This window comes from Paenarthrobacter nitroguajacolicus (assembly GCF_029952445.1).
Classification (GTDB): domain Bacteria; phylum Actinomycetota; class Actinomycetes; order Actinomycetales; family Micrococcaceae; genus Arthrobacter; species Arthrobacter nitroguajacolicus_B.
On sequence record NZ_JAQPPK010000003.1, the window covers coordinates 132174 to 158814 of the forward strand.

24 protein-coding genes are annotated in these 26641 nt (G+C 63.5%); 12 read left to right on the forward strand and 12 right to left on the reverse strand.

The genetic code is table 11. The features are described from left to right. Positions 1-858 carry a prephenate dehydratase gene (locus PJL15_RS03125; protein WP_281449846.1) on the reverse strand — a complete coding sequence of 286 codons (858 nt, stop codon included), beginning with the start codon at positions 856-858 and terminating at the stop codon, positions 1-3. 138 nt (positions 859-996) lie between these two features. Here PJL15_RS03125 and PJL15_RS03130 point away from each other — a divergent pair, with 138 nt between their 5' ends. After that, complete coding sequence (locus PJL15_RS03130) at positions 997-1410, forward strand: hypothetical protein (RefSeq protein WP_281449749.1); 414 nt, start codon at positions 997-999, stop codon at positions 1408-1410. 73 nt (positions 1411-1483) lie between these two features. Here PJL15_RS03130 and PJL15_RS03135 read toward each other — a convergent pair whose 3' ends face one another. Further along, entirely contained in the window at positions 1484-2896 is a 1413-nt protein-coding gene (locus PJL15_RS03135; protein WP_281449750.1) for an aldehyde dehydrogenase family protein, read from the reverse strand. 162 nt (positions 2897-3058) lie between these two features. Here PJL15_RS03135 and PJL15_RS03140 point away from each other — a divergent pair, with 162 nt between their 5' ends. Beyond that, positions 3059-3700 (forward strand): LysE family translocator, encoded by a 642-nt coding sequence (locus PJL15_RS03140; RefSeq protein ID WP_281449751.1) that lies wholly within the window; start codon positions 3059-3061, stop codon positions 3698-3700. Positions 3701-3779: 79 nt separating this feature from the next. Here the strand turns inward: PJL15_RS03140 and PJL15_RS03145 are convergent, their stop codons facing one another. Further along, a complete protein-coding gene (locus PJL15_RS03145; RefSeq protein ID WP_281449752.1) occupies positions 3780-4370 on the reverse strand; it encodes a TetR/AcrR family transcriptional regulator in 591 nt (196 codons plus the stop codon). Between the two features lie 123 nt (positions 4371-4493). Here PJL15_RS03145 and PJL15_RS03150 point away from each other — a divergent pair, with 123 nt between their 5' ends. The 3 genes from PJL15_RS03150 (at position 4494) to PJL15_RS03160 (ending at position 8301) form a co-directional block, all read left to right on the forward strand. Beyond that, entirely contained in the window at positions 4494-6443 is a 1950-nt protein-coding gene (locus PJL15_RS03150) for a primary-amine oxidase (RefSeq protein ID WP_281449753.1), read from the forward strand. Positions 6444-6445: 2 nt separating this feature from the next. Next, entirely contained in the window at positions 6446-6883 is a 438-nt protein-coding gene (locus tag PJL15_RS03155) for a hypothetical protein (RefSeq protein WP_281449754.1), read from the forward strand. Positions 6884-6972: 89 nt separating this feature from the next. Beyond that, positions 6973-8301 (forward strand): APC family permease, encoded by a 1329-nt coding sequence (locus tag PJL15_RS03160; RefSeq protein ID WP_281449755.1) that lies wholly within the window; start codon positions 6973-6975, stop codon positions 8299-8301. Here the strand turns inward: PJL15_RS03160 and PJL15_RS03165 are convergent. Together PJL15_RS03165 and PJL15_RS03170 are read right to left on the reverse strand one after the other, a co-directional pair. Then, positions 8279-9175, reverse strand: coding sequence for a sigma-70 family RNA polymerase sigma factor (locus tag PJL15_RS03165; protein WP_281449756.1), 897 nt, complete (start codon positions 9173-9175; stop codon positions 8279-8281). The genes PJL15_RS03160 and PJL15_RS03165 overlap by 23 nt on opposite strands. A gap of 17 nt (positions 9176-9192) precedes the next feature. After that, entirely contained in the window at positions 9193-9651 is a 459-nt protein-coding gene (locus PJL15_RS03170; protein ID WP_281449757.1) for a carboxymuconolactone decarboxylase family protein, read from the reverse strand. 93 nt (positions 9652-9744) lie between these two features. Here PJL15_RS03170 and PJL15_RS03175 point away from each other — a divergent pair, with 93 nt between their 5' ends. Next, entirely contained in the window at positions 9745-10782 is a 1038-nt protein-coding gene (locus tag PJL15_RS03175; protein WP_281449758.1) for a zinc-dependent alcohol dehydrogenase family protein, read from the forward strand. Between the two features lie 21 nt (positions 10783-10803). Here the strand turns inward: PJL15_RS03175 and PJL15_RS03180 are convergent, their stop codons facing one another. Beyond that, the gene (locus tag PJL15_RS03180; protein WP_281449759.1) at positions 10804-11427 is read right to left on the reverse strand and encodes a TetR/AcrR family transcriptional regulator; all 624 of its coding nucleotides are present in this window, start codon (positions 11425-11427) and stop codon (positions 10804-10806) included. A gap of 122 nt (positions 11428-11549) precedes the next feature. Here PJL15_RS03180 and PJL15_RS03185 point away from each other — a divergent pair, with 122 nt between their 5' ends. From PJL15_RS03185 to PJL15_RS03200, 4 genes are read left to right on the forward strand one after another with little or no spacing between them, the layout of a single operon-like run. Further along, positions 11550-12470 carry an SDR family NAD(P)-dependent oxidoreductase gene (locus PJL15_RS03185; protein ID WP_281449760.1) on the forward strand — a complete coding sequence of 307 codons (921 nt, stop codon included), beginning with the start codon at positions 11550-11552 and terminating at the stop codon, positions 12468-12470. After that, a complete protein-coding gene (locus PJL15_RS03190; protein ID WP_281449761.1) occupies positions 12467-13630 on the forward strand; it encodes an acetyl-CoA C-acyltransferase in 1164 nt (387 codons plus the stop codon). The genes PJL15_RS03185 and PJL15_RS03190 overlap by 4 nt, the downstream gene beginning before the upstream one ends. Before the next feature lie 55 nt (positions 13631-13685). After that, positions 13686-15068, forward strand: coding sequence for an MFS transporter (locus PJL15_RS03195; RefSeq protein WP_281449762.1), 1383 nt, complete (start codon positions 13686-13688; stop codon positions 15066-15068). A 4-nt stretch (positions 15069-15072) separates the two neighbouring features. Beyond that, positions 15073-16707, forward strand: a complete 1635-nt coding sequence (locus PJL15_RS03200; RefSeq protein ID WP_281449763.1) for a long-chain fatty acid--CoA ligase — start codon at positions 15073-15075, stop codon at positions 16705-16707. Between the two features lie 10 nt (positions 16708-16717). On the opposite strand, the gene PJL15_RS03205 is transcribed toward PJL15_RS03200, so the two are convergent. The 3 genes from PJL15_RS03205 to PJL15_RS03215 form a co-directional block, all read right to left on the reverse strand. Further along, entirely contained in the window at positions 16718-17944 is a 1227-nt protein-coding gene (locus tag PJL15_RS03205) for a pyridoxal phosphate-dependent aminotransferase (protein WP_281449847.1), read from the reverse strand. 57 nt (positions 17945-18001) lie between these two features. Next, positions 18002-18664, reverse strand: a complete 663-nt coding sequence (locus tag PJL15_RS03210; protein ID WP_281449764.1) for a hypothetical protein — start codon at positions 18662-18664, stop codon at positions 18002-18004. Between the two features lie 111 nt (positions 18665-18775). Beyond that, complete coding sequence (locus tag PJL15_RS03215) at positions 18776-19753, reverse strand: helix-turn-helix domain-containing protein (RefSeq protein ID WP_281449765.1); 978 nt, start codon at positions 19751-19753, stop codon at positions 18776-18778. Positions 19754-19953: 200 nt separating this feature from the next. Here PJL15_RS03215 and PJL15_RS03220 point away from each other — a divergent pair, with 200 nt between their 5' ends. Then, positions 19954-21480: a GMC family oxidoreductase gene (locus tag PJL15_RS03220; RefSeq protein ID WP_281449766.1), complete on the forward strand. Its 1527-nt coding sequence runs from the start codon at positions 19954-19956 to the stop codon at positions 21478-21480. A gap of 6 nt (positions 21481-21486) precedes the next feature. Here PJL15_RS03220 and PJL15_RS03225 read toward each other — a convergent pair whose 3' ends face one another. Continuing rightward, the gene (locus PJL15_RS03225) at positions 21487-23079 is read right to left on the reverse strand and encodes an alkaline phosphatase D family protein (protein WP_281449767.1); all 1593 of its coding nucleotides are present in this window, start codon (positions 23077-23079) and stop codon (positions 21487-21489) included. 102 nt (positions 23080-23181) lie between these two features. On the opposite strand from PJL15_RS03225, the gene PJL15_RS03230 reads away from it, so the two are divergent. Next, positions 23182-23592 carry a hypothetical protein gene (locus tag PJL15_RS03230; RefSeq protein ID WP_281449768.1) on the forward strand — a complete coding sequence of 137 codons (411 nt, stop codon included), beginning with the start codon at positions 23182-23184 and terminating at the stop codon, positions 23590-23592. Here PJL15_RS03230 and PJL15_RS03235 read toward each other — a convergent pair. Then, positions 23574-26006, reverse strand: coding sequence for an HAD-IC family P-type ATPase (locus PJL15_RS03235; protein WP_281449769.1), 2433 nt, complete (start codon positions 26004-26006; stop codon positions 23574-23576). The two genes, PJL15_RS03230 and PJL15_RS03235, sit on opposite strands and share 19 nt — an antisense overlap. A 29-nt stretch (positions 26007-26035) precedes the next feature. Further along, positions 26036-26542: a methyltransferase family protein gene (locus tag PJL15_RS03240; RefSeq protein WP_281449770.1), complete on the reverse strand. Its 507-nt coding sequence runs from the start codon at positions 26540-26542 to the stop codon at positions 26036-26038. Between the last annotated feature and the right edge of the window lie 99 nt (positions 26543-26641).

The window sequence follows — 26641 nt, forward strand, 5'->3', positions numbered from 1 at the left end:
TCAGACGCTGACGGTGTTCCGTTCCCTGTACGCGTCCGCTGCGTAGACGCCAAGGACGCGCACTTCGGTGGTGAAGAACTCCAGTTCCTCCAGCGCGCGGCGCAGGCGCGCATCCTCAGGGTGACCTTCGACGTCGGACAGGAACATGGTGGCTGCGAACTCGTCGCCCACCATGTAGCTCTCAAGCCGGGTCATGTTCAATCCGTTGGTGGCGAAGCCACCAAGTGCCTTGTACAAGGCCGAAGGGACGTTTCGGACCCGGAACACGAAACTGGTGATCGCAGGACCGGGCAGTTCTTCCTTGGTGGGGAGTTCACGCTCACGAGCCAGAACAACAAAGCGGGTGGTGTTCGTGGGATCGTCCTCGACGCCGGAGGCAAGGACGTCGAGTCCATACAACTGGGCGGCGAGCGGCGGAGCGAGCGAAAGCTTGCGGGGATCGTTCCAGTCCCGCACCTCCCGTGCTGAACCAGCCGTATCACCGGCGATGACAGGTTTCAGGCCGGCTTCGCGGATGACGCGGCGGCACTGACCCAGGGCGTGGATGTGGCTGTGCACTTCCGTGGCATCCTCAATGGTGCTGCCGGGAATTCCCAGGAGGTCAAAGTGGATCGGCAAGAAGTACTCGCCGACGATCTGCAGCTTGGACTGGGGGAGCAGGACATGGATGTCGGCCACCCGCCCGGCGATTGAGTTCTCGATGGGGATCATGGCAAGATCTACGTCGCCGCTGGAGACCAGTTCAAAAGCGTCCTCAAAGCTGGCACAAGGCACGCTTTCGAGTTCCGGAAACATTTCCTTGCACGCGAGATCCGAATTGGCTCCGGGCTCACCTTGGTACGCAATCTTCTGGGCCATGCTGCTCATGTTTACATGGTGTGCGCCCGGCAGCCCAACCGCGTCCACCCTGTGACTGGACGAGTACGGCCGGACTCATGTTATTCATCGACATTAATGTGAAACGGTTGTAGGACCACAACGAAGGAAGAATGAGCGATGGTTTCCGACCGCGAGCAACAGAATGACGCCGTGTACGCCGAGCACAAGGCGGCAGTCGCCGCCGGAGAAAAGCGCGTGCTCCGCACCACCAGTACCGGCGATCTGCATAGCTATCCGGGGGACGAAATCGGCTTCACGCCAGGCCGTGGGCAAGCCCAGGTGAGCTCCTGGTGGGGCATGGGAATCCTTGCAGTGGTTGCCGCGCTGCTCACTGTCTTTTCGATGGTGCTTTTCCTGGCACCTATCGGTCAAGGGCAGGGTCCGATGTGGGGTGCGCTGTTTCTGATGGCCGGTAGTGGAGGCTTCGCCGTCTATGCATTAACACTGGCCCGCCGGGAATTCCGGGCGATGCGGCTCCGTAAGCTTCGGGGGTCGCCGAAGCCGGGCACCTCCGGACGGGTGGATCGTTAGCGGACCGCTATCGGTCCCTGATGGTTCGGTACAGCCCGAACCATCAGGGACCTTGGCTTCCCCGCCACCCTGGCTAGCCGTTGATGACCTGGGGAACGCCGAGTGCCTTGAGGCCCTCGATGCCGAACTCAAGGCCGTAGCCGGACTGCTTGGCTCCACCGAACGGGACACGCGGGTCCACGGCGCCGTGTTTGTTGATCCACACCGTTCCGGCCTGGATACGGGACGCGACCTCGCGCGCGGCACCCAGGTCCGATGACCAGACCGAGGCGCCCAATCCGACGTCGAGCGCGTTCGCCTTGGCGATGGCCTCATCAACGGTGCTGTATTTGATGATGGGCAGGGCGGGGCCGAACTGTTCCTCGGCAACCAGCGGGTTGTCGTTGTCGATATCGGCTACCAGGGTGGTGGGGTAGAAGTTGCCGGGCTGGTCCGCGTCGGGGTTGCCGCCGAGCAGGATGCGTGCACCGGAATCGCGGGCGGCTTCCACCAGCCGGGCCACGATTTCGTATTGCTGACGGTTCTGCAGCGGACCCAGGACATTGTTCTCATCCAGCCCGATACCCATGGGCATCGCGGCGGCAACAGCAGCGAGCTCAGTGCACACGGCCTCGTACTGGGACTCGTGCACATACAGGCGTTTCAGCGCGGCGCAGGTCTGGCCGGTGTTGATGAACGCGCCCCAGAACAAGCCCTCGGCGATGGCTTTGGGATCGGAATCGGGCAGGACAATGCCGGCGTCGTTGCCACCGAGTTCAAGCGTGAGGCGCTTGACGGTATCGGCCGAGGACCGAATGATCGCCTTGCCTGTGGCTGTGGAGCCGGTGAACATGACCTTGCCGATCGCGTCGTGCGCGGCCAGGGCCTCACCCACATCCCGGCCGCCGGAAACCACGGACAGCAGGCCTTCGGGCAGTTCCTGGTTGATGATCGCGGCCAGTGCGAGCACGGACAGGGGTGTGTATTCGGAAGGCTTGACCACCACCGCGTTGCCCATCCGCAGTGCCGGTGCGATCTGCCAGACGGTGATCATCATGGGCCAGTTCCAGGGCCCAATGGCACCTACGACGCCGATGGGCCGGTAGTGCAGCTCGGCGCGGGTTTCGCCGTCGTCCACCACGGTTTCAGGGTCCAGCGGGGTGGCCGCGGTGGCGCGGAGCCAAGCGGCGCAGGCGCCGACTTCGAAGCGGGCGTTCGGGCCGTTCAGCGGCTTGCCCTGCTCGCGGGAGAGCAGTTGGGCGAGTTCCTCAGCGGAACGTTCGACGGCGTCGGCTGCTTTCATGAGCGCAGCTGACCTGGCGTCGTGGCCCAAGGCAGCCCATGCGGGTTGGGCGGCGGCAGCCGCGTCGACCGCGCGCTGGAGATCCTCCACCGTGTGCACGGGCGCTTCGCCGACAGCCTCGCCCGTTGCCGGGTCATGGATGGTGCGGCTGTTCTGGCCGGGGGCCGGGGTAATCGAGGCCAGCAGGGCGTCGTAAGTCTCCATTGGTACTCCGCTCGGGTAGTAAAGTCTTGGCGGCCAGTGAGGCGCGCGGCGATGTTTCCAGTGTGGTCGGCATCACCCCAAAGGGCCTTGTCTATGCACGAACAGGCATTGACGGGAAGCGAACGCTTTGCGCCTGATACCTGGTGCTTGATAATCGACCTTGTGACTCTTGCTTCCCTCGCGGCGTTCGCCGGCCTTTGCCTTGTCCTGTCCGTGACCCCCGGTCCGGACACGTTCCTGGTCCTTCGCATCGCGTTGAACAGGCCGAGCGCGGGAATTGCCGCAGCTGCCGGCTCAGCACTCGGGGCGATCGCATGGGCTGCCTTGGTGGGCGTCGGATTGGCCGCCATCCTTGAACAGTCCGCGGAGCTGTTCCGCTGGGTCAAGATCGCCGGCGGACTGTACTTGCTGTACCTCGGCGTTTCGTCGTTCATCAAGTCACGCAAGGCGGCAAAAGCGGGCGCCCAAGGAGGAGGCTCCAACGAACCCCTCCCGTACAGCAGGCTCTCCGCCCTGGGCGCGGGGGCGCTGTCCACGTTGCTCAACCCCAAGGTCGGCCTGTTCTATCTGGCCGTGGTCCCGCAGTTCATCCCGCACGGCGGCGACACCATGGGCACCTCGCTCATTCTGGGCGTGGTGGTTGCGGTGATCGCCTTCGCGTATCTCTCGATGATTGCCGTCATTGCTTTCAAAGCGATGCGGTGGCTGAAACGGCCGAAGGTGAGCACCGTCGTCGAGCGTACTTCCAGCGGAATTATCGCGGGGCTGGGCGCCGGCGTGGTGGCGTCGGGAGCGACGAGCTAAGTCGCTGGTTCAGCGTTCTGATTACATATTCCTAGCGATGTCGCTACCAATATGTAATCGAGTCACGCAGGGCACATGCCTACGCAGCCAGCAGTGCCAGATAGTTTTCCAGTTGCCCCGAAAGGTCCTGCGAAAAGTGCTCATCCGGGGATAAAGCTGCGACGATCTGCGCGCCAAGCATCATGTTCAGCAGGTGATCGGCGACGGCGGCGTCCGGGATGGGGGTGCTGATCTCGCCGGCCGCCCGGGCTGCTCCGGCATGTGCCGTGATGGTGGTGTGCCACTGGTTCATCGACTCGCTGTGCAGGGCGGCCATGTCGGGGTCGTTGAGTGCTTTCTGCCAGAAAGGGATCACGATGCGGGCTTCGTTGACGCGGTCCTCATCCAGAGGCAGAACCTCGGCGCAGAAGGCGCGGAGGGCGGCTATGCCGGCCAAACCCGAGGTCATGGCGGCGATGCGCTGGTTTGTTCGGTTGAAGACGTGACCGAATGCCGAGGTCAGCAGCAGGTCCTTGGTGGGGAAGTAGGGCTTCAATGCCCCGTTGGCAAAGCCTGCCTCCTCAGCTATCTCGCGCATGGTGGCGCCTTCCATCCCGAGCCTGGCGATGATGCGCCACGTTGCGTCCACGAGTTCGAGGCGTCGTTGATCGTGGTCCACAATCTTTGGCACTTGGTTGGCTCCCGGGAAATAAATCGCTGGACAGGTCTTGTGATCCATCTTACTTTTGCTTATTCTCTACAACTATAGAAAATAAACACCTGACTCTCCAAGAGTCCTGGATAAGAGGCAGCCATGACTCCCACAGCAACCACAACAACAACCCAGTACCGCCTGGCAACGGGTGAAGAGATCTCCGCGGTCCAGGGAATCCTGCAAGCTGCAGGCCACTTGGGGCCGGAGAAGCGGATCGCGTACTTGGGGTTGGTGGATCCTGCCCGCGCCCAGTCGGAGGAAGACCGCCGGTTCCGCGTCTTTCTCCATGACATTTCCGGAGGCGCTCCCACAGACGTCCTGATCTCGGTGACCCGCGGCGAGGTCTTGTCGGCGATTGAACTCGATACCAAGATCTCCGGCGAACTCCCCGTGCTGGAAGAAGAATTCGAAGTGGTGGAAACGCTGCTCGCAACGGACGAGCGTTGGCTCACCGCGCTCGCCGCCCGTGGGCTGGACCTGGAAAAAGTCCGGGTCGCTCCGTTGTCGGCCGGCGTCTTTGAGTACGAGGAAGAGCGTGGCCGCCGCATTCTCCGTGGCTTGGCCTTTGTTCAGGATTTCCCGGAGGACAGTGCCTGGGCCCACCCCGTGGATGGCCTGGTGGCCTATGTGGACGTGGTGAACAAGGAAGTCACTCAGGTCATTGATCTTGGCGTGATGCCCATCCCCGCCGAGCACGGAAACTACACCGATCCCGAGCTGACCGGGCCGCTCCGGGGAACCCAGAAGCCCATCAGCATCACCCAACCCGAGGGCCCCAGCTTCACGGTCACCGGTGGGAACCATGTGGAGTGGGAAAAGTGGGGCGTTGATGTCGGCTTCGATGTCCGCGAAGGAGTAGTCCTCCACAACTTGGCCTTCCAGGACGGGGACCGCAGGCGGCCGATCATCAACCGTGCCTCGATTGCCGAGATGGTGGTTCCCTACGGTGATCCCTCGCCGATCCGGTCCTGGCAGAACTACTTTGACACCGGCGAATACCTGGTGGGCCAGTACGCCAACTCGCTGGAACTGGGCTGCGATTGCCTCGGTGACATCACCTACCTCAGCCCGGTGATCAGCGACGCGTTCGGCAACCCCCGCGAAATCCGCAACGGGATCTGCATGCACGAGGAAGACTGGGGCATCCTCTCCAAACACTCAGACCTCTGGACCGGCATCAACTACACCCGCCGCAACCGGCGCCTGGTGATCTCCTTCTTCACCACCATCGGCAACTACGACTACGGCTTCTACTGGTACCTCTACCTGGATGGCACCATCGAGTTCGAGGCCAAGGCCACGGGCGTCGTCTTCACATCCGCGTTCCCGGAAGGCGGCTCGGACAACATCTCCCAGCTGGCGCCGGGCCTCGGCGCCCCGTTCCACCAGCACCTGTTCAGTGCCCGCCTGGATATGGCAGTTGATGGCTTCACCAACCGCGTGGAAGAAGAAGACGTAGTCCGCCAGGCCATGGGCCCGGGCAACGAACGCGGCAACGCTTTCTCCCGCAAGCGCACGGTCCTGGCCCGCGAATCCGAGGCAGTCCGTGAAGCCGATGCCCGCGCCGGAAGGACCTGGATCATCTCCAACCCGGAGTCGAAGAACCGCCTGGGCGAGCCCGTCGGGTACAAGCTCCACGCCGAGAACCAGCCCACCCTGCTTGCCGATCCGGGCTCGTCCATCGCCCGCCGCGCAGCCTTCGCCACCAAGGATCTGTGGGTCACGCGCTACGCCGACGAGGAACGTTACCCGACCGGCGACTTCGTCAACCAGCACTCCGGCGGCGCAGGCCTTCCCGCCTACGTTGCCCAGGACCGTGACATCGACGGGCAGGACATCGTCCTCTGGCACACCTTCGGGCTGACTCACTTCCCGCGTGTGGAGGACTGGCCCATCATGCCCGTGGACACCGTTGGCTTCAAGCTCCGCCCCGAGGGCTTCTTCGACCGCAGCCCAGTCCTTGATGTGCCGGCCAATGCCTCGGGCTCGAGCTGCCACAGCGCGGACGCTGAAACCGGGCACGACGAAGCCTCCGGGCACTGCCACTAGCCATGGCACTTGCTGCAGGACGGGTCCGCACCAGTGGACCCGTCCTCCATCCCCGGATCTGCGCTGCCCTTACGGCTGTCTCCTGCATGGTGCATCTCTGGTTCGCGGCCTCAGGGCACCATGACCCCTGGATTGGCATCCTCATGATCGCCCTGGCAGCAGTCTGCGTACCGTGCACAGTCCACATCTGGCGCCACAGCCGCGTAGGCGCCCTCCACCAAGTGACCATCTCAGCCCTTGCCATGGTGGCCCTGCACACGGTCCTGCTGCTCGGAGCCGGCGGTGCCGGGCACGCCCACGGCGGCAGGCCGGCGTCGAACGCTATTGATACCTCCGCCGCCGGGCAACTGCTGTTGGTGATCGCCTTGGAACTCACAACGGCGTTGCTCGCCGCAACGCTGGTGGCGCGGCTCAGGCGCACACAGGCGCGGCTCGTCTAGTTCCATTCCCGGAAATTCGGCAGGATATTGCTCTTTGCGGGCAGTTTTCCTGCTTGTTGGGACCCTTCCGAATACTGTTCAGTGGAGTAGTGAGTGGAGCTATCAGTAATTCGGGCCTCGGGCTGTTCAGGGCGACGGGTATTTACGTCGGTGCGATTCTAGGCTCGGGGGTGCTGGTTCTACCCGCCATTGCCGCCCAGGTTGCGGGACCGGCGTCGATCCTGGCGTGGGCCCTGCTCCTGGTGTTTTGCACCCCGGTGGCGTTCAGTTTCGCGGAAATGTCCCGTCAGCAGCCCGACGCCGGAGGCATCGCAACGTTCGTCACGCGCGCTTTCGGGCAGCGCGCCTCGGTTGTGGCCGGGTACTTGTTCTACTTCGCCATTCCGTTCGGTGCGCCCGCCACTGCGGTGATCGGCGGGGAGTACATCGCCCACGCCCTGGGAGGTGGCCGTGAGACAGCCCTGATCGCGGCGGGAGTGATTTTGGCGGCCGGATTTGTGAGCAATGCCGTGGGAATCCGGGTCTCGAGCAAGCTCCAGCTTTTCCTGATGGTGTTGCTGGTGGCGTTGCTTGCGTTCGCCGTCGCAGTGGCTGCGCCGTATGCGAGGACAGAGAACTTCCAGCCGTTCGCTCCGCACGGCTACCTGGCTGTGGGTGGGGCAGCCAGCCTGTTGTTCTTCTGCTTCGCCGGGTGGGAGGCCGTGACGCATTTGGCGGGGGAGTTCCGCAACCCCGAGCGAGACCTGAAGCGGGCAACCTGGCTTACGCTCGTCGTCGTCGGGGTGGTGTACATCGGACTCGTGGTTGCTTGCGTGGCCGTCCTCGGACCTGGCCTAGCGGGCAGCAGCGTTCCGGTTGCCGAGTTGCTGGCGAAGGGACTCGGCCCCGCAGCGGCACCTGTGACCGCAGTGGCGGCGGCAGTGCTCACGTTCGGTCCGCTGAACACTTTCGTGGCCGGCGCCAGCAAGCTCGGTGCCAGGCTGGCGTCCGACGGCGTGCTGCCGCGGGCTTTGGCACGTGGCGCCGGGCCGGGGGAGGTGCCGGCCGTAAGCCTTGGCTCGCTGGCGGTGATGACCTCGATCTCCTTCGCGCTGGCCGCATGCGGGCTGCTGAGCATGGAGTTCCAGATCGGGGCGGCCTCGGCTTGCTTCACAGCCGTCACCGCGTTCGGCTTGGCGGCGGGCGTGCGACTGTTGCCGCAACGGACCGCAGCCTGGTACGGAGTGATCGTGGCCGCCGTCGTAATGCTTGTGGTTCTGCTGTTCAGTGGATGGGCGCTGCTCGTCCCGGCGGGGCTGGGTGCCGCCGCTTTCCTTGCCGGGCGAGTTCGCGGGAAGCCTGCCACCTCGCAGGGAAGTTTCCCGGCGAACGCGAAGCTTTCCCGCGAACTCGCAGCTAGGAACGCGAGACCCTCGTAAGTTTGTCCGGGTTGGACAGTTGCCGTAGCCCGCGAATGCTCCCATCAGCACCGGCGTCCACCTCGATGATGTCGGAGCGGCCGTGATGCCGGAGCACCAATGCCGTTCCACCGTTGATCTCGACCACCCATGCGCGGACCGGCTCCACGGGGTCGAAGACCACCGCTTTGCCCAGGATGCCGCCGAAGAAGCGCGCGATCCTCGCCGCCCCGAACAGCGGGTTCATGGCGCTCTTGACCTTGCCGCCGCCGTCGGCCCAGAGCACGGCGTCCCGGTGGAGCATCGCCACAACGGTGTTGATCTCACCCTGCTCGATGGCCTGGACGAGCTTTTCCAGTACAGCCCGGTCCTTGGCCCGGGGAGCGGGCGCCTCGGGGTCGATATCCAGCCGGCGTTCGGCGCGTGAAATCATCTGGCGCACGGCCGCGGGCGTCTTATCCAGGATCCCCGCGATTTCCGGGGCGGGCATCCCGAAGGCGCGGTGCAGGACCAACGCCGCCCGCGCCTCCGGAGCAAGCTGCTCGGCCAAATGCAGCAAGGTCAAAGACAGTAATTCGCGGTTGGCCACTGTCTCTTCCGGCAGTTGCGCCGTGTCAACGGGTTCCGGCAGCCAAGGTCCCGTGTAGTCCTCGCGGACCGCCGCGAGCTGGCGCACCCGGTCAATGGAACGGCGCACGCACACGGTGGTCAGCCACGCCGGCCAGGAGTCCACGCGGCCGCCGTCGATGTTCCGTTCCTGCCGGACAGCGTCGATCGCAACCTCGGAGACCACGTCCTCGGCATGGCCGAAGTCGCCCAGCATCCGGTAGGCAATCCCCAGCAGGCGGTTCCGTTCGCTTTGCCACGCCACCGTGGCCGAGACTGCGAGTGACATGCTGCCCACGTTACCGGTCAGACCAGCGGATTCTTCTCATCCACCGGCGGCTCCATCTGCGTGCTGATAGCGATCCTGTTCCAGACATTGATAGTGGAGATCGCCAGGATCAGGCCACCCATCTGACCGTCGTCGAAATGGGTGGCGGCTGCGTTCCAGATCTCGTCGGTGACGGTGTCTGGGCCAAGTTGGGTAACGGCGTCGGTCAGGGCGAGAACGGCCTGCTCGCGGGCGTCGAAGAACACCTTTGAATGCTGCCAAGCAGCCACCGCATGCAGCTTCCGTTCCGGTATCCCGCGCTTCCGGCCATCCGTTGCGTGCATATCCACGCAGAAACCACAGCCATTGAGGATTGAGGCGCGGAGCTTGATGAGTTCATAGAGGTCCGGATCCACGGCCGTGCGTGCATAACTTTCCAGGCCAATGACGGCGGCGTAGCCGAGTTTGTTGCTGCGACCGATGTTGATGCGGGTCATGCTGACTTCCCTTCAGAGTAGGTGCGTTACAACAGTGAAGTCGGAGGCTGCGCCGTAAGTGTGACAGTTGCGGCCAATTGTTAGAGTCAGTCTGTGCGCGCAGTTGTTTTTGATGAGGTCCGGACCCAGCCCGAAGTTCGGGAGGTCGCCAAACCCGAGGCTCCTTCCGGGGGTGTGGTGGTCAAAGTGCTGGCGACGGGAATGTGCCGCAGCGACTGGCATGCCTGGGCAGGTCACGACGACATTGCCATGCCCCACGTGCCGGGCCACGAGCTCGCCGGCGTGATCGAGGCCGTCGGCGAAGACGTCCAACACTGGAACGTCGGCGATCGCGTCACCGTCCCCTTCGTATGCGGCTGCGGCACCTGCGAATGGTGCCTCGCCGGGGACGCGCAGGTCTGCCCCAACCAGCAGCAGCCCGGCTTCACCCACTGGGGATCTTTCGCCGAATACGTGGCCTTGCATGCCGCCGACAGCAACCTGGTTGCCATTCCTGACAGTGTCGAATTTACGACGGCGGCAAGCCTCGGCTGCCGCTTCGCCACGGCCTACCGCGCTTTGGCGGCCCGGGCGCAGGTGAAGGCAGGCGAATGGGTCACTGTTGTGGGCGCGGGTGGCGTGGGGCTGAGCGCAGTGATGATCGCCAAGGCCATGGGCGCCAGGGTCATCGCCGTGGACCGGAATCCGGAGGCGCTGGCTGTGGCTGCGCGTTTGGGTGCCGACCATACAGTGGCGGCTGACGGTACGGACATTCCGGAAGCTGTGAACCGCCTGACTGACGGCGGCAGCCACGTGGCGATTGACGCCGTCGGAAGTGAACAGACCTGCGCCGATGCGATCCTAAGCCTTCGCAGGCGCGGCAGGCACGTCCAGATCGGCCTGCTGCCCTCCATCGATGGCAACCCGCAGGTTCCCATGGCGCGTGTGATCGGCTGGGAACTTGATCTTTTGGGCAGCCACGGCATGGCCGCCGTTGACTATCCGGGCATGATGGCGCTGATCGAACAGGGCGCGCTCCAGCCGCAGCTGCTGATCGAACGCACCATTGGTTTGGAGGATGCCGCGTCACTGCTACCCGGCTTCGACAAGGCCAACCCCGCCGGCATGACCATGGTGGACCCGGCCCTCTAGCCCGGCACCAGGGCGGTCGCGTCAGGGGGAGGCGATTCCACCGAGGATGAGGTCCACCACGTCCCCGGCCAGGGCCCTGATGCCCTCCGCGTGCTGCTTCTCCTGCTCGTGGTACCAAACGTCGACGGCGTTGAGGCTGCTCAGTAGAACGCGGGTGGCCAGTGGTGGATCGACCTTCCGGAGTGAGCCGTCGGTGACGCCTTCTTCCACCACGCGCCGAAACAGGAGCTCGTAGTCCTTCCTGAGCTGGTTGAGATTCACCAAGGCTTCACGTTGCCCCACGGTTAGCGACTCCGAAGACTGGTCCCGCACCCCTTGATGCACCACGTGGTGGTAGTCCACGTCCTCCATCAAATTGATCACGTGCCCCGTCGCCATGCGCTTGAGCCGCTCTAGCCCGGATCCGGGTGAATCGGCCAAGGGTTCCACGACTGCCTTCACCTTGTGCATGCCGAGCTCGTACGCGGCCAGGAAGATATCGAACTTAGACCGGAAGTGATAGTAGACCAGGCCTTTGGTGGCCCCGACGGCCATAGCGATGTCGTCGATAGTCGTCTTCGCGAATCCCCTGCGTGCGAACGCAGAAGCGGCCGCATCCAGGACACGCGCCCTGATGCCCGGGTCGGCGTCGGCAGTACTGGTCACTTATCCTCCATCACGCATTGGTCCCAAAACATCATGCCATCGCTTCTCTGTGGTCCCTTGACGTTACTGTGATGTCCACAACATAATACTGAGTAGTATGTTGGCGAACAAAGGAGACCTCTGTGGGCATCGACCTCCGCGGGCAAGTAGCGATCATCACCGGAGCTGGCGCCGGACTGGGGCGTGCACACGCTTTGGCGCTGGCGGAGCGGGGCGTCAAGGTCGTCATTAACGACGTCGGCGGGCCAGCACGCGACTCTGGCAGCCAGTCCGCTGCCGCTGGGGTTGCGCGGGAGATCCAGGATGCAGGCGGCGAGGCCATGGTGGCGCTGTGCGACGTTTCGGACGAACAGGCAGTCGCCGGGATGATTGCCCAGGTCATCGACACCTGGGGGCGCGTGGACATCCTCATCAACAACGCGGGCATCCTGCGGGACAAGTCCTTCGCGAAGTCGGACCTCCAGGCATTCCGCACAGTAGTGGATGTCCATTTGATGGGATCCGTGAACTGCTCTCATGCGGTCTGGCCGCACATGGTCAAGCAGGGGTATGGGCGGATCCTCATGACCACGTCGGCTTCCGGTATTTATGGCAATTTCGGCCAGGCCAACTACGGCGCTGCGAAATCCGCCGTGGTGGGTTTGATGAACGTTCTGGCGATTGAGGGCGAGAGCAAGGGCATCCGGGTCAATTCGCTGGCCCCCACCGCGGCGACGCAAATGACCGAAGACCTGCTTGAACCCCAGGAGCTTGCACGCTTGGCTCCTGAAGCCGTGTCTCCCGGAGCAGTGTTTATGGTGTCGCCGGATGCCCCGACCAAGACCATTCTCGCGGCAGGCGCGGGAGTATTCGCCGTCGCACGAATGGAAGAGTCGGCCGGCGTCTACCTTCCGGAGGGCAAGCGAACAGCCGAGCAGCTAGCCCTCGAATGGTCGCGGGTCAGTGACATGTCCGGTTCCGTGCTCACTCACAGCGCCTTCGAGCAGACGCGGCGGTATATCGCCATCGCGCAGCGTGACGCTGTTGCGGAGGCCGAACTGTGAGGGAGGCAGTTGTCGTTTCGACGGCGAGAACGCCCATAGGCCGTGCCTACAAAGGGACGCTGAGTTCAGCTACCGGACCCGGGCTGGCCGCCCACGCAATTGCGGCCGCCGTCGCACGCGCCGACGTCGAACCCGAAGAGGTCGAAGACGTCGTGCTCGGCTGTGCCATGCAGGAAGGCACCACAGGGTTCAACGTTGCCCGGCAAGCTCTCCTTAGAGCCGGGCTGCCCGAGACCGTACCGGCCATGACCATCGACCGCCAATGCGCTTCGGGGCTAATGGCTGTGGCAACCGCGGCAAAGCAGATCGTGGCAGACGGAATGTCCATTGCCATCGGCGGTGGCGTGGAGTCCATCTCACTAGTGCAGAACGAGCACCAGAATCGCTTCCGTGCGCAGGATCCGTGGTTGGCGGAGCACCGACCCTCGATGTACCTGTCCATGCTCGAGACAGCCGAAATCGTGGCCGAACGGTACGGCATAGGCCGCGAGGTGCAAGACGAATTCGCCCTCCTATCCCAACAACGCACCGCCCAAGCGCAGGCCTCTGGCCTTTTCGACGACGAGATTGTTCCGTTCACGGTACCTGGTGGCGCTGTCGCGCTGGCGCGGGACGAGGGCAATCGCCCTTCGACCACCTTGGAGGGCCTGTCGACGCTGCGTCCGGTCCTTGCTGACGGCGTGGCATCCCAAGCGTCGACGGTCACGGCCGGAAACGCCTCCCAGCTTTCCGACGGCGCTTCAGCCCTGGTACTCATGGAGGCTGGCATTGCAACCCGGCGGGGGGTTGAACCTCTCGGCATCTACCGCGGTATGGCAGTGGCTGGCTGCGAACCTGGTGAAATGGGCACCGGACCGGTCATCGCGATCCCCAAACTCCTCCGGGAACACAGGCTGCGGGTAGAGGACATAGACCTGTGGGAACTCAATGAGGCCTTCGCCTCGCAGGCCCTGTATTGCCGCGACCGGCTCGGGATCGACCCCGACCGGATGAACGTCAACGGAGGGGCAATCTCCATCGGCCACCCCTACGGAATGACCGGCGCCCGCATGGTGGGCCATGCCCTCCTGGAGGGACGCCGCAGAGGCGCACGCTACGCCGTCGTGACCATGTGCGTTGGCGGCGGAATGGGAGCCGCCGGTCTGTTCGAAGTCTGCTGACTTCCCACTATTTCAAGGCACACCCAAGACCACTCCGAGCGAGGATCAAGGCACCATGACCGAACCATCTCTGCGTACCGACGTCGTTCACGCACGAGCTACCCGCAAGGCCCTGTTGAAGCTGATTCCACTGCTTTGCGTCGTTTACTTCATGTCCTACGTGGACAGGACCAACGTTTCCCTGGCCAAGACCCACCTTGAGGCAGACATAGGACTCAGCGCCGCCGCCTACGGGTTGGGCGCAGGCATCTTCTTCATCAGCTACGCGTTCCTCGAAGTCCCGAGCAACCTGATCATGTACCATGTTGGGCCGCGGGCGTGGATCACCAGGATCGCATTGACCTGGGGTGCAATTTCCGCACTCATGATGTTCGTGCAGGGAGAGGCGTCGTTCTATGTCCTGCGGTTCATCCTGGGTGCCGCGGAGGCTGGACTGTTTCCTGCATTGGCTTACATGGTGACTGTGTGGTTCGCGCAGAACCAGCGTGCCAGCGTTATGGGATTCATCTACCTCGCCCCGACAATCGCCCTCATCATCGGCGGCCCAGCGGGCGGAGCCCTGATGGAACTGGACTCCCTGTTCGGCCTGCACGGTTGGCAATGGATGTTCATGATCGAGGGCCTGCTCACGATGGTGGTTGGCGTCGTTGTGTGGTTCAAGTTGCCGTCGACACCTCAGCAAGCTCGCTGGTTGACCGCGGACGAAGCCGACAGCCTGTCCCGTCATGCCAGTAAGCCGGACGAGCACGACCACCGCATCCGGGGGAATCTGCGCAGGGCCTTTGGCCGTCCTTTCATTGTGATCATTGCCCTTGTCTACTTCCTGAACCAGGTAAGCAGCGTTGGATTGGTGTTCAACATCCCGGCGATCATTGAGTCCATGCATGTGAAGAGCCCGTTCATGATCGGGTTGATCTCCGGAAGCGTCGGGATCGGGGCGACGATCGGCGTCCTGCTCATCCCAAGGCTGTTCCGACGTTCGAACAAAGAGGCTGCTTGGGTGGGCTTCATGGCGTTGGGTACCCTCGTCACCGCTGTTGCCTACGTCTTCGTTGAGCCCCCGGTGGTGAGGGTGGTGCTCATCGCGCTCGGAGCCGTCTTCATCTTCGGTACGTTGCCGGTGTTCTGGTCCATTGCGATGGCACGTATGTCCGGCATTGTGGCCGCTGCCGGCCTGGCATTCATCAATACGATCGGGCTGATCGGAGGCTTCGTCGGTCCCTATCTCTTCGGAGTGGCCGAGACGGCGACGGGGGATCCGGCGACCGGTTTCTTCATCATCATTGCTGCATCCGGGATTTCCGTAGCCCTCACTCCGGTCCTGACGTGGGCGCTGAAGCGCGAAGACAGTGACTCCGCCTCGACGACCGGGCCGGAAAGCAACCCGGATTCGGCACTGGCACCCAATGAACTTATGGATTCACGGCAGGAAGGCTGACACCATGCGCGGACTAATGCAGGACCATTCACTGAGCACGCCCATGCTGGTGGAGCGTCTCGAAGGCATATTTGCCCACAAGACAGTGGTCACCGGTGCGCACCCTCAACGCGAATCCGCCACCTATGGCGAGGTCGCGAGGCGGACCAGGAAACTGGCTGGCGCCTTGGACGCGATGGCCGTGCCCCGGTCTGCCCGCGTCGCAACCATGGGATGGAACAGCCAGCGCCATTTCGAGCTCTACCTCGCAGTGCCCAGCTCGGGCAGGGTGCTGCACACGATCAACCACCGACTGGCACCGGCGGACATCCAATACATAGTCAACGATGCCCAGGATGATGTCATTTTCGTTGATCGATCCCTGCTTGATGTCCTCTGGCCGATCGTGGATGAGCTGCCCACCCTTCGCCACATCGTTGTCATGGACGACTGCGACAAGCCGTCCTTGCCCCAGGATCCTCGAATCCTGGATTACGAATCGATTCTGGGAGACGCGAACGGAGTCGAGGTTTTCGACGTCCGTGATGAACGGACAGCAGCAGCCCTGTGCTATACCTCGGGCACCACCGGGCGCCCCAAAGGTGTGCTTTACGACCACCGCTCCATTGTCCTGCACGCCATGTCCCTGCTGTTCGCTGATATCTTCGCCCTCGGTGAAGGGGACGTGGTGATGCCGATCGTTCCTATGTTCCATGCCAATGCCTGGGGACTTCCCTACGCGGCTGCGATGTGTGGGGCTTCCCTGGTCCTGCCCGGCCGGGCGATGGCGCCAGAAAAGCTTGCCGACCTGCTGGAACGGGAGAGGGTCACTGTGTCAGCCGCGGTGACCACAGTCTGGAAGGGCCTCCTGCCGCATCTTCACGGACGGGACCTGTCCACGCTGCGGAAACTGGCCAATGGAGGAAGTCCGCTACCTGTGGATCTTGTCCGCCAGTACCTCGACGGGGTGGATGTGGCGCTTGTCGGAACCTGGGGAATGACCGAAGCAAGCCCGCTGCTTACGTCGTCGCGGATGCCACCTGGTGGGAGTCAAGGCGCGGACGGTCATGCCTCCGACACCGCGCTTGCCACCATGTGCGCTCCGGGCTATCCGAGTCCCATGGTCAAAATCCGCGTCGTTCGGCCGGACGGAACCATTGCCCCACACGACGGCAACGAAACGGGGGAGCTGCAAGTGTGCGGAGCCACGGTCGCCGGAGGATACTTCGGTGCATCGGACGGCTCGGAGGCTTTTACTTCCGACGGATGGCTGAAAACCGGAGATGTCGGAACCATCGATCCGGACGGCTGTGTCCACGTGGTCGATCGCCTCAAGGACTTGATCAAGTCGGGCGGCGAGTGGATCGTCTCAACGGAGTTGGAGAATGCCATCCTGAGCCACCCGCACGTCTGGGAGGCCGCCGTCGTCGGAATGCCTGACGAGAAGTGGGGCGAGCGGCCCGTGGCCTACGTATCTCCCCGGCAGAACGCCGCAGTTACTGCGGAATCCGTGCGGTCGCACCTGGAAGGCAAAGTGGCAAAGTGGTGGATTCCCGAACGGGTCGTCATCGTTACTGACATCCCCAAGACGTCCACCGGGAAAATCGCCAAGAGGACCCTGCGGGAGACCCGGTTTACTGCTGAAGGAGAGTCGCAGTAGTCCCCCTGCGTCAGTCCGCCGGGCGGTTCCGGTACGCCGCCAGGAAGTGCGAGATCCTGCGCACGGCTTCCTCGATGTCCTCCACGGCCGGCAGGATCACGAACCGGAAGTGGTCCGGAGTGGGCCAGTTGAAGGCGGTGCCGTGCGAGACCAGGATTTTCTGTTCCTGCAGCAGTTGAAGGACGAACTTCTCATCTGAAGCAATGGGGTAAATCTCCGGATCCAGGCGTGGGAAGAGATACATCGCGCCAGCAGCGGGAACGCAGGAGACACCGGGAATGGCCGTGAGCAACTTCCAAGCCAGGTCGCGTTGTTCGCGGAGTCGTCCGCCCGGGCGGATGAGGGCTTCGATGCTTTGATAGCCACCCAGGCAGGTCTGGATGGCGTGCTGGGCCGGCACGTTGGCACACAACCGGAGCGATGCCAGCAGCTCCAAGGACTCCCGGTACGCGGCGGTGGCAGTCAACGGCCCCGTCACAGCAACCCAGCCGGCCCGGTACCCAGGCATTCGATACGCTTTGGACAAGCCGCTGAAGGTCAACACGCAAATGTCCTCGGCAACGCCTGCAGTGTGGATATGCGGGGCATCGACGTAGCGGATCTTCTCGTAAATTTCGTCCGAGAACAAGACAAGATCGTGTTTCCTGGCCAGCGCCGCGAACTGCTCCAGGATGTGCCGGGGGTAGACGGCGCCTGTGGGATTGTTGGGATTGATGATCACTATTCCGCGGGTGCGGGGCGTGATCTTCGCTTCGACGTCGGCCATGTCTGGCCACCAGTTCTCGTCCTCGTCGCAAAGGTAGTGGACAGGTTTGCCGCCGGTAAGGGTCACGGCAGCGGTCCACAGCGGGTAGTCCGGTGCCGGAACGAGGATCTCGTCGCCGTTCTCCATGAACGCCTGGAGGGTCATGGAGATCAATTCGCTGACACCGTTGCCGACGAAGATGTCCTCCACACCAATGTTCATGAGACCGCGCGTTTGGTAATACTGCGAGATGGCTGTCCGGGCAGAAAAGATGCCTTTGGAATCGCTGTAGCCCTGCGCGCCGCGAAGGTGATGGATCATGTCCACCACAACAGACTCCGGCGCTTCCAGCCCGAACGGCGCAGTGTCCCCGAGATTCATCTTCAGGATGCGGTGCCCCTCGGCCTCCATGGCCTTGGCGGCTTGAAGGATTGGTCCGCGGAGTTCGTACCGGACGTTCTGGAGTTTGCTGGAGTGCTGCATGGGACGCATGGTTGATCTTTTCATGGCACAGGCATGCGCAGGAAAACTGTTCCGGAAATAGTCTCCCTAAACCCAGCGGATAATCATTGGCAGGCTGCGGGTGGTTGCCGAAACTTCCCGCTCCGTGCCGTCCACTGCCACGGCAAACTGCTGAAGGTCATCCGCTGAGGCCAGGACTTCAAAATGTCCGGTGGCATCGCTGACCACGGCAGTGGCTGATGAATGGGCATGGATGTAGGCGTCGGGAATCCCCTTGTTGTGCGCATCCACCAACCGGCCGCGAATGCGTCGCACCCCGCTTGCCTTGCCCGGAACGGGTTCGCCGGCCGTGGGATCCGAAGGTTCCTCGAAGGGCAGCGCCACAGGAACGCGCACCATGAACCCGAGTCCCTGGTGGATGGCGTCGGAGTACTCCTCGTGCCGCAACTCTCCACTGGACACCACTGAGTAGTGGCCGTGGAGTTCAACAGCCAACAGCAGGTGCTCCATGTTGTCCAGCTGGTCCGGGCCATGGCATTCCACGGCCACCCGCAGTTCGAGGTCCAGGACGGGCCCATCGCGCCGCGACCTCCCCACCCGGTTGAGTGCGACGGCGCGGACGGTTACCGGAGCGTCAGGTGGCGGAACACCGGCAGTCGGGGAGCCGTCGTCGAACCTTACATGCTGGGGAGCGACGGCGTTGGAAAGTACCCCCAGGAGGTCGGACAGCGACGAATGCACATGGCCCACGGCAGAACCCCAGCCGGACAAAGATCCATAACTTCAACTGGAACAAGGCTACTCCCGCTGTTCCGCGTAGTCACTGGGATCCATGGGCAACTCCAAACGATGGAGTGCCGGTCACGCCGGACGGTAGGAGTATCGGTACTCAGATGGCGAGTACCCGAAGGCGCTCTTGAAGGCGCGGGAAAAGCTCGATGCGTCGGTGAAGCCCCAATGCATGCCGACGGCGGACACGGGCCGCTGCTGCAGGCTTGGGTCCACGAGGTCTGTTCGGCACTTCTCCAACCGCTGCCGGCGCAGCCAGGCGCTCACAGTGTCGTCGCGCTCCTCAAAGAGCTTCTGGAGGTAGCGCACGGAGACGTTATGTGCGGCAGCGATGTCGCCGACCGTCAGTTCCGGGTCGCTCAACCGGGCAGCTACGAAGGCCTCGATCCGTTCCATGAGCGCTAGCCGCTCTGGTGTCAACGGCGACGACGGGGGCACCCGCTCAGCGAATACAGCCGAGATCAGGTTCATTAAGGCATCCGAAACAGTAGCGGCCTCGGCAACGGAGCCTTCATGCAGCTGGTGGGCTACTGCGCCGAGAAGTGCCGATGTCAGCGACCCCAGGCCTTGGCGTCCGGAAACCCTGGACGCAGTGAGGGCCGCGATACTCTTGCGGTTCAGGTGAAGGGCTTCCGGCGGAAACATGACCACCATCATCCTGAAGGCGTCGTCGAAAAAGAGATCGTACGGGCGCGTGGTGTCGTAGATGGCAAAGTCTCCGGGGGTCAGCGCGGCTTCGCGGCCATCCTGGGCGACCACTGAGTAGCCTCTGAGTTGGAGGCCAAGTTTCACCAACCCGGGATCGTTGGCTTGGATCTCTTTGGAGCCGCGGCTCACGTGGCTCGCCGTCCCCGATACTGCGCTGAGGAACACCGGTCCGATTGTCTGGTTGATGAGTCCGCCGTCGAACTGTTCCGGCTCGCGGGCCACCACCGAAAGTGGCACGAACGCGCTGTTGACTGCCTGGTTCCAGGCATCGAAACGGTCGGTCGTGGCGAGGACCTTCGTGGTGAATTCCTCGCGGGACTGTCTTGCGATTGCTCCGGACACGTCGGCTCTCCTTCGAAATGACGCTGCGGACATATGAGGCGGTTGTCCCAGTGTCCCACGAACACGGCGCGCGCCGTGATACGCATCACAAGCGTGCGGATGGTGCGCAGTGGTGTGCGCGCCGGGACAAGAATTCCGACGTCGGGCCGCGACAGACTGCTGGTGGAAGCTCACTTTCATGCCGTTCAAGGAGGAACCCCATGGCTGAAAACCCAACCCACAGTTCGGACTATGTAGTGGTCGGCGCAGGCTCCGCAGGCAGCGTTGTAGTTCGCCGCTTGCTGGAGGCCGGGCACACTGTCCACGTAATTGAGGCAGGATCCGTGGACACGGATCCCAACATCCACAGCCCCCAGGGTTGGCCGGCCTTGCTGACAGGTGCCAACGACTGGGCTGTGATGACCACACCGCAGAAGCATGCCAACAACCGGAGCCTCTACTGGCCCCGGGGCAGGGTACTGGGCGGGAGCAGTTCGCTCAACGGCATGATCTACATCCGGGGACACAAGCACGACTACGACTCTTGGGCAGCCAACGGAGCTGAGGGCTGGTCCTGGGACGAGGTCCTGCCATTGTTCAAGAAATCTGAAGACCATGTTGACGGTGCCAGCGAATTCCACGGCAAAGGCGGGCCCCTGCACGTCGAACGGATCGCCGAGCGGCACCCGGCTGCCCAGGCCTTCGTGGACGCTGCGAAGGCGCTTGGCCACACGGAAACAGAGGATTTCAACGGCATCCAGATGACCGGCGTCGGCTTCAACCACACCACTACCAAGAACGGCAAGCGCGCCAGCGCATGGCAGAGTTTTGTCGCCCCGGTGCTGGACCACCCTGGTCTCACCGTCACCACGGACGCCTTGGTCACCCGTGTAGTGGTCGACGGTCGTCGCGCCACAGCAGTCGAATACCGGGTTGGCGATGAGCTGCATCGTGGTGAGGCGGCAGCCGAAGTGATCATATGCGCCGGTGCCATCGGATCACCGAAGATCCTCCTGCTCTCCGGAATCGGACCGTCAGGCCACCTCCGCGAGGTGGACATTGACGCCGTCGTGGATTTGCCGGGTGTCGGCGAAAACCTCCATGACCACCTGCTTGCAGGCAACATCTACGAGGCTTCGCAACCGCTCCCGGCGGGCCGGCACAACCTCCTGGAGAGCCAGCTGTACGCCCACAGCAATCAAACGGACGAGGAGGCGCCGGACCTCCAGCCGCTCTTCCTACACCTCCCGTACCCCACGGACGGCGGTCCCGCTCCGGCACATGGCTACACCATTGCGTCGGGAATTGTTCGGCCGAGGTCGCGGGGGACGCTGCGACTTGCTTCCTCCGATCCTGCTCTCGCCCCGCTGGTGGATCCCAATATCCTGGCCGAAGAATACGATCTCGAAGCCCTCGTGGACGCGATCATTTTGTGCCGCGAAATCGGGCAGCAGGATGCTTTCGCATCGATCCGCAAGGGCGAGTTCACGCCGTCGTCGGCTCCCTCCGGCCGTGACGCGGTCCGGGAGTTCGCCCGCCAGGCCGCCGGCACCTATCACCACCAAGTGGGCACGTGCAAAATGGGGGTCGATGATCTTTCCGTGGTTGATCCGCAGCTGCGGGTCCGAGGTATCGAGGGCCTCCGAGTTGCGGACGCGTCCATCATTCCCTTCGTTCCGAGTGGCAATACGAACGCGCCCGCCATCATGATCGGTGAAAAAGCAGCGGAGCTGATCCTTGGCTCCTAGGGAACGCTACGTCAGGCCCGGGACGCCGTCGTTGATGGTGAAGGACTTCCTGGTGCTCGCCGGGGCGCCCGGTTTGGTCACGTAGTCCAGAATCCGGAAGTCGGCCGTCATGGCGTCCTTGGTGATGCGGGTGTTCACGTACCCGCGGTTGTCGTTGTAGAACTTCAGGTGCGGGTTCCACGCCATGGTCGGATCGGTGGTGGAGCCCGTGCCGTCACCCGTGGATGTGATGGAGGTGCACACCAGTTCCGAGCCGACCACCGGCGACGCCGGGTCCTTGTAATCAACCTTGAGGTCGGTGGCCCAGTGGCGGTGCACGTCGCCGGTCAGTACGACGGCGTTGCGCACCTTCGCGTCCACCCAGCCTTGCGTGATGCGGCGGCGGGAGGCGGCGTACCCGTCCCAGCCGTCCATGGAGACGTCGTCGATGTCGGGCGCCTTGTCCCGATCGCGTTCGGCGAAGAACACCTGCTGGCCCAGGATGTCCCAGCGCTGCGTGGAGTTCCGGAAGCCGTCCAGCAACCACTTCTCCTGCTCGACGCCGGTGATGGTGCGGTTCTCGGCCAGGCGGCCGGCCACGTTTTTCTGCCAGCCGTCACCGGCGAGTTGGTCGTCGCGGTACTGGCGCGTGTCCATCATGTGGAAGTTGGCCAACTGGCCCCACTTGATCGTGCGGTAGATCTTCATGTCGAAACCCGCCGGTACAGAGGACGTGCGCAAGGGCATGTTCTCGTAGTAGGCCTGGAATGCTGCAGCACGGCGCTGCCGGAAGTGCTCCGTGGTGTCGTTGAGTTGGCCCGCGTCCGTGTTCTCGGGAATGTCATCCGCCCAGTTGTTGTCCACTTCGTGGTCGTCCCAGACCACCAGCCAGGGGGCGATTGCGTGCGCCGCCTGCAGGTCGGCGTCGGCCTTGTACTGGGCGTGCCGCTGGCGATAGCCCGCAAGGCTGACGGTCTCGGGGCCTTCGTGGTCCCGGGGGTTCCCGCCACCGATCACGTAGCTGCCCTTTTTGTATTCATAGACGTAGTCGCCCAGGTGCAGCACCAAGTCCGGGTGGTCCTCGGCCAGTCGCCTGTAGGCAGTGAAATAGCCGTGCTCGTACTGGGCGCAGCTGGCGAATGCCATGGCCAGGGCAGTCGGGGTTTCGCCGGGGGCAGGGCTGGTCAAGGTGCGGCCCACTTCGCTTAGATGCGGTCCGGTGCGGAAGCGGTAGAAGTACTCGCGACCAGGCTTGAGGCCCTTCAGCTCGACGTGCACAGAGTGGGCGGTTTCAATCCGTGCGTGTTCGACGCCGCGGGCTACGGTCCGGCGCATCGCAGGATCCTCGGCGACCTCCCAGGCGACGGCGACGTTGCGGGAGGGCATGCCGCCCAGTCCATCCTCGGCCACGGGATTCACTGCAAGGCGCGTCCAGATGACGAAGCCGTCCGGCCATGGCTCGCCGGAGGCGATGCCAAGCGTGAACGGATCGGTGCGGAGACCGGCGTCGTCCGCTGTTGAAACCGCGACGGCGGCCTGCGGCAGGGCTGCTGAAACACCGGCGACGAGTCCTGCTCCGAGGCCGGCTGAAATGAGGGATCTGCGGGAGATGCGTTCCATGCCACCGACCCTAGGAAGCCCAGGTTGACTGGGTTCAAGGGTGGTGTGAACGCACGGTTAATTGCCGTTCCGGCCCGGACGAGGCTCGTCTATGCTCAATTCATGACTACGGGGGAGCGCCCTAAGCGGCCTGGTGCGGTAACTTTCTCGGTGGTGCTGATGTACATCGGCGGCATCGCGCAGATGGTCCTTGGAGTCCTGACGATCTTCCTGCGCTACACGCCCGAGGCCCAGTCAGGCGGCGTAGCCTTGCCCGTGACTTTGCTCGGGGCAGGAATGATCCTGTTCGGTTTGCTGGTGATCGGGCTAGCGTCGGGAGTTGCGAGGGGAAGCGCGGCCGCGCGCAGTGGAGCGACGGCGGTGATGTTGCTTGGGCTGGCTTTCGCCGTGGTGGACCTGATCGTCGCTGCGGACGGGGATTGGTCCGCCGTCATTTCGCAGTCCATTGCCACGGTGCTGGTTGTTGTGCCGCTGTGGGTTGGCCGTGGTCGCCGCTACTTCGAGAGCCGCTGACGGGACTGTTCCTGCGCGTCCCGGTAGGCAACGCGGCGGTGCACGAAACGGACCACCTCGATCAGGGCAATACAAACCACGGACGTTCCAAGGACCAGCAGTGCCGTGGGGAGCGTAGGGTCGGTGAACTGCAGGAATCCGCGGGCTAAAGGCACGGAATAGACCACAACGAGGCCCACCATCATGGCGCCGATGACCATCCCTTTGAAACGGGTGACCGGCCGTGAAAGGACCACCAGGATCCAGATCCCGATGATCGCGAGGATGAGGGTTGAGCCCGTCCGGACCTCCGCTTCCGGAGTGGACAGGTTCGCCGCGAGGCGTGCGTACGCCGCAAGGCCCAGCGTCACAGCCACCCCAGCGGGCACCGCGAACGTGAGCGAGCGCCGCAGGAAACCGGGGACGTAGCGCTGGGCGTTGGGCAGCAAAGCCAGGAAGAACGCCGGAATGCCGATGGTCAGGCCATCTGTCACCGAAAGCTGGCGGGGAAGGAACGGGAACGGCAGCAGGAGGATGCCGAAAGCGATGGCAAGGAAAGTGGCGTAGGCGGTCTTGGTGAGGAAAAGCATGGAGACCCGCTCGATGTTGGCAATCACCTGCCGGCCTTCAGCCACGACGCTGGGCAGGTGCGAGAATTTGCCATCCAGGAGGACCAGCCGGGCCACGGCCTTGGTGGCTGCGGCACCGGAGTTCATGGCAACGCCGATGTCCGCTTCCTTGATGGCGAGGGCATCGTTCACCCCGTCACCGGTCATAGCCACAGTTCGGCCCGCGGCTTTGAGTGCCAGGACGATTCTCTTCTTCTGATCCGGCGACACACGCCCAAACACCACGTTGGCGTTGATGACTTCCAGGAGTTCCTTGTCATCTTCCGGCAGCTCACGGGCGTCAAAGCCGTGGGGTGCGTCCAGGCCCACCTCCCGGGCGATAGCGGCAACCGTCCGGGGGTTGTCGCCGGAAATGATCCTCACATCCACGTCCTGCGCGGCAAAGTACGTGAGGGTCCCGGCAGCATCGGGGCGGATATTTTCCTTGAAGGTCAGCAACGCCACGGGGACAGCATCCGCGGGTACGGTTTCATCATGGGTGGGCGTTCCGTGTGCCAGGACCAGTGTGCGCCGGCCGGTAGCGGCCAACTCCACTGCTCGCGTGGCAAGTTGCCGAAGCTCAGGATCGCTTGGGTTGCTCTCCGGGAAGACCATTTCAGGCCCACCCAGGATCCACATGTCACTGCCGAAGACCACTGCGCTCCACTTGCGTGCTGAGGAGAAAGGAACGCGGTCTTCGGGTTCATCATCGGGCGGCTCCGTAAAGTGTCCGGCGAGGCTGCCGGCCGTGGCGTTGGCATCCTTCTGCACTCCGTACCAGGACAGGACAGCTTCCCAGCCGGGACGGGCAACCAAGGGATGGGCGGCATCAAAAACGATGTCGCCCTGGGTGAGCGTGCCGGTCTTGTCCAGGCAGATGATGTCCACCCGCGCCAAGCCCTCCACAGCGGGCAGCTCCTGCACGAGCACCTGCTGCCGCGCCAGCTTAACCGCCCCCACCGCGAACGTAATGCTGGTCATCAGTACCAGCCCAAGCGGAACCATGGCGACGACGGCGGCAATCGTCGCCGTCGCAGCGTCACGCCACGCTCCGCTCGCCGCAGCCTCTGCCCACCCGCCCTGGGCAAGCATCTGCGCGTTCAGCACCAGCAACGCCACAGGGCCCACGAACCACGTCACCCATTTGAGGACACGGTCAATGGAGGACCGGAGCTCCGAGGCCACCAGCGAGAACCTCTTGGCTTCGGCAGCGAGCGAGTTGGCGAAGGAATCGGCGCCCACCCGATCCACCACGGCGGTACCTTCACCGGCCACCACCACGGAGCCGGACAGGACGTGGTCATCCTCTGTCTTTTCCACGGCATCGGATTCGCCGGTGAGCATGGACTCGTCCACTTGGAGCCCACGGGAAGAGGCCACTACGCCGTCTGCAGGTACTTGGTCTCCGGCCCGGAGGACCAGGGTGTCGTCCAGGACCACGTCGTCCAGGGATATTTCCGCCTCCGACCCGTCCCGCATCACGCGGGCGTGCGGGGCATTCAGCAGGGCCAGCCGGTCCAAAGCGCGTTTGGCCCTGTATTCCTGGACGCTTCCAATCACCGCGTTGGCAATGGCGCTGAAACCGAAGAGGGCATCCTGCCAGCGGCCAATGGCGAAAAGGACAATGAAGCAGGCCAGGATGATGCCGTTGAACAAGGTGAGCACATTGGCACGGACAATGCTCCACACGCTGCGGCTGGTGTCCTGGACAAAGGCGTTGGTTTTTCCGGCCGCGACCCTTTCCGCAACCTCTACCGCATTCAGCCCCTGCGCGGAAGCAACTCTTACCCGGAGGGCTGTCCCTGAATCATCCTTCTCGTTTGGCAATCATTCCCCCGTTGGTGGCTCGTTCCGGCTCATCCCCGCCATGGCGTAATCCGCGGCCACCACCCCGGCACATTCCGCTGGTAATCGAGGTACTGCCCGCCATACGTCTCGGTGAGCGTCGGTTCTTCGTAGCCTTTCACGAACGCCACAACTACGGCCATGGTTATCAGCGCATAAATCACCACACCCCAACTGGCGAACAGCAGGGCCTGCCCGAGGATGATGCTGAAAACCGCTAGGTACATGGGATTGCGCACGTAACGGTAAGTACCATTGACCACCAGCGTCCGGGTGGGGACCACGGGCGCCGGCGTTCCGTGGTGCAGGGCGAACAGCGCGAAGGCGTGAAGCAGGACGACAACGCCGGCCGCGATGACTATCCAAGCGAGCAAAACCACTGGCCACGCCGCGCCCCATCCATACGGGCGCCAACCGGTGATCATCCACGGAACAAGTCCCGCCACCACGCCGGGCGCCAGGAACAGGAAGACTATTGTTCCCGTCCACGCACGCACCGGTGACGTTCCCTGGGCCATGCGCGAAAGGATAGACCCATTCCGCCCACCGTGCGACCCTCCCGGCAGCCCCGAAGCAGGGCTAGGATGACCCCGACAAAGCCCGGTCACTTCAGGAGC